At 52.4% G+C, this 13,161-nt stretch carries 14 protein-coding genes; 7 read left to right on the plus strand and 7 right to left on the minus strand.

Features of this window, described 5'->3' with window-relative positions; genetic code table 11:
• Positions 1–68 precede the first annotated feature (68 nt).
• From A4S02_RS04295 to A4S02_RS04305, 3 genes are all read right to left on the minus strand, one after another.
• Positions 69–281: a NepR family anti-sigma factor gene (locus A4S02_RS04295; protein ID WP_228142446.1), complete on the minus strand. Its 213-nt coding sequence runs from the start codon at positions 279–281 to the stop codon at positions 69–71.
• Positions 282–355: 74 nt separating this feature from the next.
• Entirely contained in the window at positions 356–949 is a 594-nt protein-coding gene (locus A4S02_RS04300) for a sigma-70 family RNA polymerase sigma factor (protein ID WP_019090335.1), read from the minus strand.
• 107 nt (positions 950–1,056) lie between these two features.
• Positions 1,057–1,503, minus strand: a complete 447-nt coding sequence (locus A4S02_RS04305) for a sigma-70 family RNA polymerase sigma factor (protein ID WP_070323050.1) — start codon at positions 1,501–1,503, stop codon at positions 1,057–1,059.
• A gap of 187 nt (positions 1,504–1,690) precedes the next feature.
• Between A4S02_RS04305 and A4S02_RS04310 the strand changes: the two genes are divergently transcribed.
• The 3 genes from A4S02_RS04310 (at position 1,691) to treF (ending at position 6,417) form a co-directional block, all read left to right on the plus strand.
• Positions 1,691–2,440 carry a response regulator gene (locus A4S02_RS04310; protein ID WP_070323051.1) on the plus strand — a complete coding sequence of 250 codons (750 nt, stop codon included), beginning with the start codon at positions 1,691–1,693 and terminating at the stop codon, positions 2,438–2,440.
• A 51-nt stretch (positions 2,441–2,491) separates the two neighbouring features.
• Positions 2,492–4,300: an ABC-F family ATP-binding cassette domain-containing protein gene (locus A4S02_RS04315; RefSeq protein WP_070323052.1), complete on the plus strand. Its 1,809-nt coding sequence runs from the start codon at positions 2,492–2,494 to the stop codon at positions 4,298–4,300.
• Between the two features lie 65 nt (positions 4,301–4,365).
• A complete protein-coding gene (treF, locus tag A4S02_RS04320; RefSeq protein WP_070323053.1) occupies positions 4,366–6,417 on the plus strand; it encodes an alpha,alpha-trehalase TreF in 2,052 nt (683 codons plus the stop codon).
• 15 nt (positions 6,418–6,432) lie between these two features.
• Here treF and A4S02_RS04325 read toward each other — a convergent pair whose 3' ends face one another.
• Positions 6,433–7,548: an S-(hydroxymethyl)glutathione dehydrogenase/class III alcohol dehydrogenase gene (locus A4S02_RS04325; protein WP_070323054.1), complete on the minus strand. Its 1,116-nt coding sequence runs from the start codon at positions 7,546–7,548 to the stop codon at positions 6,433–6,435.
• 214 nt (positions 7,549–7,762) lie between these two features.
• Between A4S02_RS04325 and A4S02_RS04330 the strand changes: the two genes are divergently transcribed.
• Positions 7,763–8,104 (plus strand): zinc ribbon domain-containing protein YjdM, encoded by a 342-nt coding sequence (locus A4S02_RS04330; RefSeq protein WP_070324176.1) that lies wholly within the window; start codon positions 7,763–7,765, stop codon positions 8,102–8,104.
• Between the two features lie 60 nt (positions 8,105–8,164).
• Here A4S02_RS04330 and A4S02_RS04335 read toward each other — a convergent pair whose 3' ends face one another.
• On the minus strand, positions 8,165–8,512 hold the full coding sequence (locus A4S02_RS04335; protein WP_070323055.1) for an amino acid permease: 348 nt from the start codon (positions 8,510–8,512) through the stop codon (positions 8,165–8,167).
• Between the two features lie 136 nt (positions 8,513–8,648).
• Between A4S02_RS04335 and A4S02_RS14780 the strand changes: the two genes are divergently transcribed.
• A protein-coding gene (locus A4S02_RS14780; protein ID WP_087651418.1) for an IS5 family transposase occupies positions 8,649–9,403 on the plus strand; the annotation gives its coding sequence in 2 pieces (ribosomal slippage) (positions 8,649–8,988 and positions 8,988–9,403; 756 coding nt in all).
• On the opposite strand, the gene A4S02_RS04345 is transcribed toward A4S02_RS14780, so the two are convergent.
• Positions 9,334–10,266, minus strand: coding sequence for an amino acid permease (locus tag A4S02_RS04345; protein ID WP_228142447.1), 933 nt, complete (start codon positions 10,264–10,266; stop codon positions 9,334–9,336). The genes A4S02_RS14780 and A4S02_RS04345 overlap by 70 nt on opposite strands.
• A gap of 28 nt (positions 10,267–10,294) precedes the next feature.
• Positions 10,295–11,049 (minus strand): IS5 family transposase gene (locus A4S02_RS14785; protein WP_087651418.1). Its coding sequence is split into 2 segments (ribosomal slippage): positions 10,295–10,710 and positions 10,710–11,049, totalling 756 coding nucleotides; the frame shifts between segments, so codons are not numbered across the junction.
• Positions 11,050–11,350: 301 nt separating this feature from the next.
• Between A4S02_RS14785 and A4S02_RS04360 the strand changes: the two genes are divergently transcribed.
• The gene (locus A4S02_RS04360; protein ID WP_070323056.1) at positions 11,351–12,265 is read left to right on the plus strand and encodes a ketopantoate reductase family protein; all 915 of its coding nucleotides are present in this window, start codon (positions 11,351–11,353) and stop codon (positions 12,263–12,265) included.
• A gap of 16 nt (positions 12,266–12,281) precedes the next feature.
• Positions 12,282–13,154: a PhzF family phenazine biosynthesis protein gene (locus tag A4S02_RS04365; protein ID WP_070323057.1), complete on the plus strand. Its 873-nt coding sequence runs from the start codon at positions 12,282–12,284 to the stop codon at positions 13,152–13,154.
• Positions 13,155–13,161: the final 7 nt, after the last annotated feature.

The raw sequence follows: 13,161 nt of genomic DNA on the forward strand, positions 1-13,161 counted from the left end.
ACCAGACAGAAGGGAGGCCGCTACCCGGCTTGCAGGGCCTTCCCCTCGCCCACTGATATGCAAAGTGCTTAATCCTGTTTTTCTCGATCCTCCTGAATAAGCTTTAGGAGCTCTTCAGGTACGGGTTCATTCACAACATTGTCGAACATCTGGTGCAGGCCACGCTTCAGCCAGAGGTCAAAAGCTTTATCCCGCTTTTTTTTCGGCTTTCGGGAGTGGGTGTCGTCTCTCCTTTTTCCCATCCTGAACTCCGGTTTCTGCCATGCCATCCATTCGGGCATGACCTGTTGAGTGCTTTGTTTGCACGACTCTGCGGGCTTTGGGTCCCTAACATCAGTATCGTACGCCATTGCGTTTATGCCGTCTGCTGTGCGTTACGCGTTGTGTTCCGGGCCGCACGGGTTTTCCGTCGGGTTGAAGAAATTCGGGTGGTGGATTCTGTGCCTGTTTTGCCAGAAATACCGCCGTCTTCTTCCCCCATCAGCCAGACTTCCAGTTGTCGGCGTGCCCGAAAGACCCGGCTTTTTGCTGTACCCACAGCGCATCCGGCAACGTCTGCCAGTTCTTGATAGCTCATCCCCTCCAGAACTCCCAAGACCAAAGCTTCCCGCTGGTCGTCTGGCAGCCGTGCAAGCGCTGCATCCAGTTCCTTCAGGGCCAACCTATCCTCGTGTCGTCCACTGACAGACAACAAGGATTGCGGTGTATCATCAATGTTCCCAACTTCACGCTTTTTGCGGAGGTCAGAGATAAAACGGTTACGCAAAATACGGTGCATCCATGCGGCAAAATTGGTGCCCATAACAAAACTGTCCTGCGCCGCCAAAGCATTGCACACAGTATCCTGCACAAGATCTTCGGCTACAGAACGATTGCGGGTGAGTGCCAATGCCTGCACGCGCAGTTTGGGGAGGATAGCGATAACCTGATCATGGAAAGAGGCTGTCATTTTTTGTGTTCTCCGCCTTGTGGATCTCTTAACCCTTCAATGTTTGGCGGAGTGAAAAGGTTACATTCAAAAACAAGCGAGTGTTCACGAAAACGAGAGCTGTAAATTTATGTGCTCTCTGGTCCATTTTTTTGATCCTGCGCGGCCATGACCTTCTTGAGCGCTGCCCGTGCGCGTGAAACGCGCGCCTTCATGGTGCCCACTTCCACTTCGCATATTTCTGCGGCTTCTGCGTATGTCAGCTCCTGCGCACCTACCAACACCAGAGCCTCACGCAGGAGTGGAGATATCTGCCACAGCAGGCTTTCAAGTTCCTGCATTTCTGTTTGCGTGTGCGGAGACGATTCGGAGGTGGGCGCAGGTTGGTGGCCATAATCTTCCAGCGCAATGCGCTCCCTGTGGCCCCGACGATGTTGTTCTAAAAAGAGGTTGCGTAAAATGGCAAAGCACCACGCCCGCAGGTTTGTGCCAAGTGCAAAGCTATCTGCCTTATCCAGAGCACGCACAATTGTATCCTGCACCAGATCATCGGCAATGGCGGAATCACGCGCCAGAAAGCGTGCAAACCCACGTAATGCAGGGATAATTGCAAGAAGTTCTGTGCGAAACGTGCGCCGCGTGGCAACATGGGTGGAATGTGGAATGCGAGTCAGGATAAATCCCCTTTCCGGAAAGCCGGTGCGCGTGCATCATCGCGTTCTCGCATGTTTTTGTCATGACCCATTATGAAGGAGACTTGCCATGTCAGAGTCGCTGCGTGACGGCCTGATCCGGGTCCTCCCTTATGGCAGACGTTACGCGCGGGCGCTGACAGGCAGCCAACCAGAAGGTGATCTGCTGGTGGCCGAAAGCCTGCGCGGCCTTTCTGCGCAACGACTAAAGGAAGGCTTTACACCTCTTTACCAGCTCTATGAGGCAATTTCAGGGCTGTTTTCTCGCAAGGGGTTTGCTGCTGAATATGATGTTGCAGGGCTTTCTGTAACACAGCGCCAGCTTCTGCTTTTGATTACGCTGGAAGAGGTGCCGGTTGAAATGGCCGCACGGATTACAGGCGTATCTGCCAAACAGGCGGAGCAGGAATTGGAAGACGCACAGGGCCGCTTGCACAAGAATGTGCAAACATCCGTGCTGATTATTGAAGATGAACCCATTATCGCCATGGATATTGAGCAGCTTGTGCTGCAATGTGGGCATCAGGTTGCAGGCATAGCCCATACACAGGCCGATGCAGTAAAATTGGCAAGAGAAACCAAGCCGGGGCTTATTCTGGCAGATATCAACCTTGGTCCGGGTGGAGATGGCATACAGGCGGTGGCAGAAATTACCTCCTCCTTCAATGTGCCGGTGATTTATGTAACGGCGTATCCCGAACGTTTGCTGACTGGGGAAACCATGGAACCCAGCTTTGTTATTACCAAACCGTTTGACCCCCTCACCCTTGCCGTTGCCACGTATCAGGCTGTTAGTAGCGCACGCACACAGGCTGCATAACTCCATTGGCATTCCATTGCTCTTTCATAAAACGGATTATCTTTTCTAAGCATGGCGCATCCTCCTTTACTCCACCTTCAGGACATCACTCTTACACTGGGGGGGAACCCACTTTTGGATGGCGCGGGCTTTGCCGTTGGGCGAGGTGAGCGCCTGTGCCTTGTGGGCAGAAACGGCTCGGGTAAGTCTACTCTCCTCAAAATAGCAGCCGGCGTTATTCAGCCGGATTCAGGTTCTGTTTTTGTGCAGCCCGGTGCTTCCCTGCGCTATCTACCGCAGGAGCCGGATTTAACCGCCTATGCTACAACGGCAGATTATGTGGTGGACCAGATTGGAGACCCGGATATGGCATGGCGAGCCGCGCCATTGCTGGATGCGCTGGGCCTTACAGGCAAGGAAAACACGCAAAACCTATCTGGTGGTGAAGGCCGGCGCTGCGCCATTGCCGGGGTGCTGGCGGCAGCCCCTGATGTGCTGCTGCTGGATGAGCCCACTAACCATCTGGACATGCCCACTATTGAATGGCTGGAGCGCGAACTGCTGAGCCTTGGCTGCGCCATGGTGATTATCAGCCATGATAGGCGGCTGCTTTCTACGCTTTCACGGTCTGTTGTGTGGCTAGATCGGGGGATTACCCGCAGGCTTGATGAAGGCTTTGGAAGGTTTGAAGCCTGGCGTGAAGAAGTTCTGGAACAGGAAGAGCGCGATGCGCACAAGCTGGACAGGCAGATTGCGCGTGAAGAAGACTGGATGCGTTATGGCGTTACGGCACGCCGTAAACGTAACGTGCGCCGCGTGCGGGAACTGGCAGATTTGCGCACAGCCCGTAAGGAGGCCATTCGTGTCCCCGGCACCCTCACCTTAAACACGCAGGCTGCCGCAACGTCCAGCAAGCTGGTGGCCGTGGCCGAAGATATCAGCAAAGCGTGGGGTGAAAAACAGGTCGTCCGCCATCTGGACCTGCGCATCCTGCGAGGAGACCGGCTGGGTATTGTTGGCGCCAACGGTGCTGGCAAAACCACATTGCTGCGTATGCTTACAGGGCTGGACCAACCCGATAGTGGTAAAATCTCGCTTGGCCCCTCCCTCAATATGGTGACGCTGGATCAGCAGCGCCGGAGCCTAAACCCACAAAGCACCTTGGCCGATACCCTGACTGAAGGTGGCGGTGATATGGTTCTGGTGGGCACGGAAAAGCGCCACGTTATTGGGTATATGAAAGACTTTCTCTTTCGGCCTGAACAGGCACGTACACCTGTAAGTGCCCTTTCTGGCGGAGAACGTGGGCGCTTGATGCTGGCCTGCGCCTTGGCCAAGCCCTCTAATCTGCTGGTATTGGACGAACCGACTAACGATCTGGATCTGGAAACACTGGATATCTTGCAGGATATGCTGTCCAGTTATGAAGGCACAGTGCTGCTTGTAAGCCATGATCGTGATTTTCTGGATCGGGTTGCCACATCTGTTCTGGCGACAGAGGGAGATGGTAACTGGATAGAATATGCCGGTGGCTACAGTGATATGCTGGCCCAACGGCACCAGAAACCACTTACAACGGCTGCTGTGGTGGAAAATGAACCCTCCAAACCCAAGGATGCAGCCCCAGTACGCGGCCCAGCTAAAAAGCTGAGTTATAAGGACCAGTTCGCGCTGGATAACCTGCCCAAAGAAATGGAAAAGCTGGAAGCGCAGGCCACAACGCTGCGTGAAAAACTGGCTGACCCAGACCTGTACGGAAAAAACCCGGCGCAGTTTGAGAAAATTTCGGCTGATTTACAGAATCTGGAAACCAAGCTGGCTGAATCTGAAGAACGTTGGCTGGAACTGGAAATGAAGCGCGAAGCCCTGCAGGCGGACTAAGGGCTGGCGCATTTTTCAATCATCTTCGACTTGCAGGCAGGCAGGGGCAGTGCCTATGTTTTGGTATGCCCTGTTTTACTGGTTCTCTTTATAAGCGCACTCTTCCTGTATGTAGTGTGGCGCTTCTTGCCCTTCTAACCGCAGCGCCAGTGGCGTATGCGCAGGATACGCCTGCCGCTGCGGATGCTGAAGGCGCGCAACCATTGCTCAGTCTGGCGCCTTTACCGCCGGGGAGCGTGCAGCCAGAAGCCCCAAAGCCGGAGGGGCCGAAAGCGCCAGAAGCTATGGCCAAAAGCAAAACGGAAGCACCAGCAGTGGTGGAACAGGATATCCGCCCACCCTCCATTGCGTTTGATGGACTTTTTGCAGCCATCCATCAAACACGTATGTTTACAGACCCCAAAGTGGTTTCGGACATTGTGCCCGATCGCTCTCCTACCGATCTGGTGGCACTATGGAAGCAGGAAAAAGACAAGCCGGGCTTTAACCTTAAAGACTTTGTAACAGATCATTTTACCATCCCTGCCCTGCGTTCTGCCGCCTATACGCGCAAGCCGGATGAAAACGTGCGGGATTATATTTCCGGCATGTGGGATGTTCTTACGCGAGACCCAGACGTGGCCATGTCATGGTCCACCCTGTTGCCCCTGCCCTATAAATATATTGTTCCGGGTGGGCGGTTTGCAGAGATTTATTACTGGGATAGCTACTTCACCATGATCGGCCTGTATGAGGATGATCATGTAGACCTCATGCGCGATATGGTGCGTGATATTGCATCGCTTATCAATACGTACGGGCATATGCCCAACGGTAACCGCACCTACTATCTAAGCCGTTCTGGCTTGCCGTTCTTTTCTCTTATGCTGGATTTGCTAGCCAGCCACGATGGGCAGATTGCCTATACTTCCTTCTTGCCAGAATTGCAGAAGGAATATGATTACTGGACCTTTGGTGCCGCCAATCTGCCGCCGGGTATGGCACGGCACCATGTGGTGCGCCTGCCAGATGGCACCCTGATGTTCCGCCATTGGGATACACGCAGCGCCCCGCGTGATGAAAGCTGGCCGCAGGATATGGCCACAGCGCAGGAAACAAGCCGCCCTTCTGGCGAAGTCTGGCGTGATTTGCGTGCTGCGGCAGAAAGCGGGTGGGATTTTTCATCGCGCTGGCTGGCTGATGGTAAAACGCTGACAACAATCCAGACGACATCGTTGCTGACAATTGAGTTGAACTGTCTGATGGTACATCTGGATCAGACACTCTCTCATGCCTACGCGCTCAATGGTCAGGAAGATAAGGCAAGCTACTACGCGCAACAGGCAGAAATTTTGCGTTCTGGTATCAATCGGTTTTTGTGGAACGAAAAACAGGGGGCCTATTTTGATTACAATTGGCGCACCGGGCGGCAAACGGACATTTTATCCATTGCAACGTCCATGCCGCTATTCCTGCATCAGGCCAGTGTAAACCAAGCTGATGCTGTGGCCGAAACGCTTAAAACACGCTTGCTGCATGTGGGCGGCCTAACGGCAACCGAGCATCCAACAGGCCAACAGTGGGATGCTCCAAATGGCTGGGCACCGTTGGAATGGATGGCCGTTAAAGGGCTAGAACAATACGGGCATCATGAATTTGCGGCTGATATTGCACGGCGCTGGATGGCCCGCGTGATTGGTATCTTTGAACGCAGTGGTGTGTTGCTGGAAAAATACGATGTTTCCGCCACCGAGATCAGCCCCACAGGCGGTAAAGGTGGTGGGGAATACCCCATGCAGATTGGCTTTGGTTGGACGAACGGCACCTTAGTGGGCTTTATGAACCGCTACCCGCAAAATACGCGGCAGGTGTTGGATAACAACCCATTGGCAGATCAGCCCTCGCAAGAACCTCTGCCGCCGATTGACGCGTGGGATGCCAAAGGCCCGGAAATTCCGGTGGAAGAGCGCTCTCCTTTGCGGGGTGTGCCGCTGTCATCCCTCAATATGGAGCAATTTAACAAGGATGATGATGGTGATGATGACGATGCGCCTGCGCAGGATGCCCCACACAGCGCGCCATCATCAGACAAACCGGCCCAACATACTGATCAGCCGGGTAAACCAAACAATCAGTAAACACAGGCCGATATATTACGGAGTGTAGTGGATGACACTCCGAATAGATTTACCTTCATGCATCAGATCAAACGCTGTGTTGATGTCTTCCAGCGGCATGGTGTGTGTTACAAATGGGGCCAGCTCAATTTTGCCTGCCATGGCATCTTCCACCATGCCGGGGAGCTGAGTACGGCCCTTAACACCGCCAAACGCCGTGCCTTTCCACGTACGGCCAGTTACCAACTGGAACGGACGGGTGGAAATTTCCTTTCCAGCGCCGGCCACGCCAATAACAACGGATTGGCCCCAGCCACGGTGTGCGCATTCCAAGGCCGCGCGCATCACTTCCACATTGCCGATACATTCAAAGCTGTGATCCACGCCCCAACCTGTCATTTCAATAATGACCTGCTGAATGGGGGCCTCATAATCCTTGGGGTTGATGAAATCCGTGGCCCCAAAAGCCTTGGCCAATTCGAACTTGTCCGGGTTGGTATCAATAGCAAAAATACGCCCAGCCTTAGCTTGGCGGGCACCTTGAATAACAGCCAGCCCGATACCGCCTAACCCAAAAACAGCTACGGAATCTCCTTCCTGCACTTTGGCTGTATTGTGTACGGCCCCAATGCCAGTGGTCACACCACAGCCCAGCAGGCATACATGTTCCGGGTTGGATTTGGGGTTGACTTTGGCGAGGGAAACTTCAGCTACCACAGTGTATTCACTAAAGGTGGAGCACCCCATGTAGTGGTAAAGCGGTTGGCCTTTATAGGAAAAACGGCTAGTACCATCGGGCATCACGCCTTTGCCCTGCGTGGCGCGTACGGCAATGCACAAGTTGGTTTTGCCAGAGGTGCAGAACTCGCACTTACCGCATTCTGCCGTATATAGCGGAATAACGTGATCTCCCGGCTTAACGCTGCTAACGCCTTCGCCCACTTCCATCACAATGCCCGCGCCTTCATGCCCCAGCACAACGGGAAAAAGCCCTTCTGGATCTTGGCCAGAAAGAGTGAAGGCATCTGTATGGCAAACGCCTGTGTTCAGAATTTTAACCAGAACTTCCCCTGTCTGTGGGGGGGCTACGTCAATTTCAACAATTTCCAGAGGCTGGCCCGGTTTGAATGCAACTGCAGCGCGTGATTTCATGAAAACCTTCTCCTGTTCCTCAAGGCTGGCAGTAATCTGCCATATCCTCTTGCCTGTTGATATTGAGAGTTCGGGTTTAAGGCATCACAATTTCCCTCAAACATAAACATCGTGGTATTTCGCGTTCTCCATCATAAATGGTATTTATCAAAAACACCTTCTGCCCTGCCCCTCAGGATCAGGATTTCAGATGGAGAAATTAAAGGATGATAAAATGAAGTGCCCTTCTTGTGGTTCCGAGTATCCCTATCATGATGGAAATTTGTGGGTTTGCCCGGAATGTGCCCATGAATGGAATGAAGAAACCCAAGCGGATACTGCCGGAGCGGAAGATTCATCTGTTGTGCGGGATGCCAACGGAAACCAGCTTGCTGATGGTGATACGGTAACAGTTTTGAAAGATCTGAAAATTAAAGGATCTTCTCAGGCTGTTAAAGGTGGCACCAAGGTTAAGAACATTCGGCTGGTGGATGCGGGCGATGGCCACAACATTGCTTGTAAGATAGCCGGTTTTGGTGCCATGAATCTGAGATCAGAATTTGTGAAAAAATCCTGATTATTTACGCAGAGGGTGCATTTTTAAACATGCGCCCTCTGGTTTGTTAGGTTGTGTTTTTCACATCCACGCCAAAAAGGGTGAGATGCACAGCAGAAGGCCTATCAGGGTAATAAATGTCAGGCTGGGTTTGCGATATTTGCGCAGATCAGGCGTTTTAACCACCAGCCAGACGGGTAACAGACAGCCAATAATACCAAAAATTGGGCTGCTGAATGTTGTAAAAGACAACACCGGCAAATTGGCAACCACCGCGCCCCAAGAAAGCAGAATGGCAAACCCCATAACGCCATACTGAACCCAGTTGCGGTGCAGATGTCCGGGGTTGACCCAATGCCCGAGCATGGAACTGAAAATACCCACGCTGGCTTCCCGAAAGCCAAGATAAACTCCAAAAAATGCTGTCATAACGGCAAAAAGGTTCAGAATAACGCCAATAAGGCTACGGCGTGTCGTCAGTTAAGCCCTGAGAGTGGCACGTGAGGGTTGTACTTTGTGTCTGCGTGTGCTGACTGTTTTCCCGTTTTTTTGGGGAGACAGACAGATGCGGCGCTATAGTTTACGCGATGACCAGTGGGAGCGGATAAAGGATCTTCTTCCTGGTCGAGAAGGCTATGTCGGCGGCACTGCGGTGAACAACCGTCTGTTCGTGGAGGCGGTGCTGTATCGCTATCGCGCGGGTATTCCATGGCGCGACCTTCCTGCCCGTTTCGGTGACTGGAAAAACGTGCACCGGCGTCTGCGCCGCTGGTGTGAAAGCGGCGTCATCGAACGGATATTTCGTTATCTGGCCGCTGATTACGACAACGAATACATGATGATCGACAGCACAATTGTCCGAGCGCATCAGCATAGTGCCGGAGCTCTCAAAAAAGGGGCACGGATCAGGCCATCGGACGATCACGAGGCGGGCTAACTACAAAGATCCATGCCATCTGCGACGCTCTGGGCAATCCAGTGGAACTCGGCATCACACCGGGACAGGATGCCGATATCACCCAGGCAGAACCACTTCTGGAAAACATCGAACCGGATGCTTTCCTTGCTGACAAGGCGTATGACGCGGACAGGTTGATCGATCGGCTGATACAGCGCGGGATTACCCCGGTCATCCCGCCAAAACGCAACAGAACGACACGACGGAAAACCGATTTTTCTCTCTACCGCGAACGGAACCTTGTTGAGAGGTTCTTCAATAAACTCAAGCAGTTTCGCGCTATCGCAACCCGCTACGATAAACTGAAATCGACCTTCCTCGCAGCCGTACAGTTCGCCTCAATCATCATCCTGCTTAACTGACGACACGCCGTAATAGAACTTGCCGGAAACACCTGCGCAATAATGGCCAAAGCAGAGATGTTCTGCTGATACGCGGCAATGGCATCACTCGGCTTCATGGCGAGTGTAAAGGAAATGGCATAGAAAAAAACCGTTACAAACAGGATTGCAAAAGCAATGTTCATGGCCCGCAAGGCCTTGTAACGCGCCACTTCTGGGGATTTTTCACGCGCCCGGTAGGAAATAACCATAGGGCTGAGGGTTTGAATAAACAGAATGGACGTAAGCGTAAAAGGCAGCGTGATAACGGCTTTTGTTATCAACGTGCCAATGGGTGGTAATGCGCCAAGATGAGCGGTGTTCCAGCGTGGGATCATGAAAACACCCATGGCCGCCACAATCAGCAGTTTGGTGATGACCATGAAGGAAGACACGCGGAACAGCAGCTTTTCCCCGCGAGATGCCAAGCCTACCAGAACGGTCAGTAGAATAAGCGGGTACCACGCATAATTGGAAAGCAGATGCTGCGTTATGCCAAAGCTATGCAGGTAAGATGCGCTATCCCGCGTAATGGCGGTGGCATACACAAACATCCAGATAACCAGCATGACAAAATACAGCGCTCCCAGCAAAGTGCCCCAGCCCCGGCCCAGATAGCTGGAGATCATATCCGGGTATCCAACAACAGCAGACAGCAGAAAAACCCACACGCCCATTAGCCCTACCTGAACGGGCAGAAACACAATGCCCGCACCAATAGCCATGCCAATGCTCATGACAATCCAGCCGATATCTGTGCCATCAAACCGGGTGGCTTCTTTCCATTGTTGGGGAGAAAGCGCATCGGTTCCGGTGTTTAATGTGCGCGTATCAGGAGGCTGCATAAATGTTTCCGTAATCTACGGCGTGTCGTCAGTTAAGCAGGATGATGATTGAGGCGAACTGCACGGCTGCGAGGAAGGTCGATTTCAGTTTATCGTAGCGGGTTGCGATAGCGCGAAACTGCTTGAGTTTATTGAAGAACCTCTCAACAAGGTTCCGTTCGCGGTAGAGAGAAAAATCGGTTTTCCGTCGTGTCGTTCTGTTGCGTTTTGGCGGGATGACCGGGGTAATCCCGCGCTGTATCAGCCGATCGATCAACCTGTCCGCGTCATACGCCTTGTCAGCAAGGAAAGCATCCGGTTCGATGTTTTCCAGAAGTGGTTCTGCCTGGGTGATATCGGCATCCTGTCCCGGTGTGATGCCGAGTTCCACTGGATTGCCCAGAGCGTCGCAGATGGCATGGATCTTTGTAGTTAGCCCGCCTCGTGATCGTCCGATGGCCTGATCCGTGCCCCTTTTTTGAGAGCTCCGGCACTATGCTGATGCGCTCGGACAATTGTGCTGTCGATCATCATGTATTCGTTGTCGTAATCAGCGGCCAGATAACGAAATATCCGTTCGATGACGCCGCTTTCACACCAGCGGCGCAGACGCCGGTGCACGTTTTTCCAGTCACCGAAACGGGCAGGAAGGTCGCGCCATGGAATACCCGCGCGATAGCGATACAACACCGCCTCCACGAACAGACGGTTGTTCACCGCAGTGCCGCCGACATAGCCTTCTCGACCAGGAAGAAGATCCTTTATCCGCTCCCACTGGTCATCGCGTAAACTATAGCGCCGCATCTGTCTGTCTCCCCAAAAAAACGGGAAAACAGTCAGCACACGCAGACACAAAGTACAACCCTCACGTGCCACTCTCAGGGCTTAACTGACGACACGCCGTAGGTGATCTCATTTATAGAACGAGTAGATTGAGAAAACGCATAAAACAACAAAATTTATGTAATCAGATAATTCAACGAATAAAAATAGTTAATATATTTTCCCAGTTGGATATGTTTACCGCAGACACACTTAATTTAAGCGCCGTGTATGTTATGGAGCATTTTTTGGCACCACTCCAAGCGGCATCGTTTTTATAAAAATGAGCACACAGCCTTTTTCAAACACCAAGACTATTGCTCTTATTGGCGCAGGTGCCGTTGGGCTTTGTGTGGCAGCGGCTTTTGCTGTGGCAGGATGGCAGGTTGTGGTGTGTGGAGCGCGAGTGCGGTTTTCTCAAATTGAAGAAACCGAAGGAACAGATGCGCACACATACCCCATTCAGCATGCGGCCACACCAGCAGGTATTGGCCCTTGCGATGCTGCTATTCTGGCTGTGAAGTCTCATCAAACTCAAGATGTATCCGCTTGGTTGCGGGCGTTTAACCAGGCCGGTACCACTATTCTGGTTGCGCAAAACGGGCTTGGGCAAAAAGAACGTGTGGCAGCCTATGCGCCACAGGCCAATATTTTACCGGCTATTGTTTATTTTAACGCGCAACGTGCTGCCCCCGGTAAGGTCACGTTAAAGCGCATTGGAACGCATGATGTATGCCTGCCAGATAGTACGACTGCACACTATTTTGCGGATATTCTGCAAAAAGGAAATATGCGGGTTCAGATAACAGCAGATATGACCACTGCTCTGTGGTTGAAATTGCTGGCAAATATTACGGCCAATCCCATTACCACGCTGACAGGCCGCCGCACGGGCGTAATGCAAGATGACGCCATTCAGGCCACCGCACGGCAGATTATGGCCGAAGCCGTAAAGGTTGGCCAAGCTGAAGGCGCAAAACTGACTGCGCAGCATGTAGAGGATATTCTTTTATGGTTGCAAACCATACCGGCAGAGAGTGCCACATCCATGTTGCAGGATCGTCAGGCCGGACGAAAGTTAGAATATGAAGCGTTAACAGGTTACGTTGTAAAAGCAGCAGAAAAACATGGAATTGATGTTCCACTGAACCATCTGATTTTATCTCTGTTATCTTCTATCCACCCCGCAGATTTCTGAAAGGCATAATAGCATCATGAAACGTGCGTACAAAGTTGTAGATGTTTTTACAAAAACGCCTCTGCTGGGGAACCCGGTAGCTGTTGTGCTGGATGCGGATGGGCTGGATACTAAAATCATGCAGGCCATTGCGAGTTGGACAAATTTGTCTGAAACCACATTTCTGCTGCCCCCCACAAATCCGCAAGCTGATTACCAGTTACGCATATTCACCCCAAAGCATGAGCTTCCATTTGCCGGGCACCCTACCCTTGGCAGTGCTCATGCTGCGCTAGAAGCTGGACGCATTGTGCCACGCAGTGGTGTGTTGGTGCAGGAATGTGGCGTTGGGCTTGTAAAATTGGCTGTAGAGGGAGATAGCGCAAACAGAATACTCTCTTTTGCAGTGCCGCCAGCAAAGCTTACGCCGTTAAACCCTGCCCAAATTGAAAGACTGGAGGGCATTCTGGGCGCAACAGTTGAGCGTAAAATTGCTCCCATGATTGTAGATATGGGAGTTGTCTGGATTGTTGCGCAACTTTCCAACGCGCCCAAAGTGCTGGCCTTACGCCCAGATTTTGGGCGCTCCGTGGCATTTGAGCATAGCCTCGGCGCAACTGGCATTACGGTTTTTGGGTCGTATGCAACAGGTGATGCGCAAATAGAAGTGCGCTCTTTCGCCTGCTCTCAAGGCGTGCAGGAAGATCCTGTTTGTGGCAGTGGGAATGGGGCTGTGGCCGTATTCCGCCAGACACTTGGCCTTCTTCCTAAAGGCCGCGGTGATTATACAGCAACACAAGGGCATTGCCTTGGACGGTCTGGCCGCATTGCAGTGCATATTGCCCCCGATGGGCAAATAACTATTGGCGGCCAGTGTGTAACATCAGTGGATGGTGTTTTAAAAATCTAACAGTAGC

This window comes from Acetobacter ascendens, assembly GCF_001766235.1.
GTDB classification, from domain to species: domain Bacteria; phylum Pseudomonadota; class Alphaproteobacteria; order Acetobacterales; family Acetobacteraceae; genus Acetobacter; species Acetobacter ascendens.

What these genes read in the sequence shown, in the direction of transcription:
- A4S02_RS04365 (WP_070323057.1), top strand. Translation starts at nt 12,282, where the DNA reads ATGAAACGTGCGTACAAAGTTGTAGATGTTTTTACAAAAACGCCTCTG.
- A4S02_RS04345 (WP_228142447.1), bottom strand. Translation starts at nt 10,266, where the DNA reads ATGCAGCCTCCTGATACGCGCACATTAAACACCGGAACCGATGCGCTT.
- A4S02_RS04330 (WP_070324176.1), top strand. Translation starts at nt 7,763, where the DNA reads ATGAAGTGCCCTTCTTGTGGTTCCGAGTATCCCTATCATGATGGAAAT.
- A4S02_RS04335 (WP_070323055.1), bottom strand. Translation starts at nt 8,512, where the DNA reads ATGACAGCATTTTTTGGAGTTTATCTTGGCTTTCGGGAAGCCAGCGTG.
- treF (WP_070323053.1), top strand. Translation starts at nt 4,366, where the DNA reads ATGCCCTGTTTTACTGGTTCTCTTTATAAGCGCACTCTTCCTGTATGT.
- A4S02_RS04295 (WP_228142446.1), bottom strand. Translation starts at nt 281, where the DNA reads ATGCCCGAATGGATGGCATGGCAGAAACCGGAGTTCAGGATGGGAAAA.
- A4S02_RS04360 (WP_070323056.1), top strand. Translation starts at nt 11,351, where the DNA reads ATGAGCACACAGCCTTTTTCAAACACCAAGACTATTGCTCTTATTGGC.
- A4S02_RS04300 (WP_019090335.1), bottom strand. Translation starts at nt 949, where the DNA reads ATGACAGCCTCTTTCCATGATCAGGTTATCGCTATCCTCCCCAAACTG.
- A4S02_RS04315 (WP_070323052.1), top strand. Translation starts at nt 2,492, where the DNA reads ATGGCGCATCCTCCTTTACTCCACCTTCAGGACATCACTCTTACACTG.
- A4S02_RS04325 (WP_070323054.1), bottom strand. Translation starts at nt 7,548, where the DNA reads ATGAAATCACGCGCTGCAGTTGCATTCAAACCGGGCCAGCCTCTGGAA.
- A4S02_RS04310 (WP_070323051.1), top strand. Translation starts at nt 1,691, where the DNA reads ATGTCAGAGTCGCTGCGTGACGGCCTGATCCGGGTCCTCCCTTATGGC.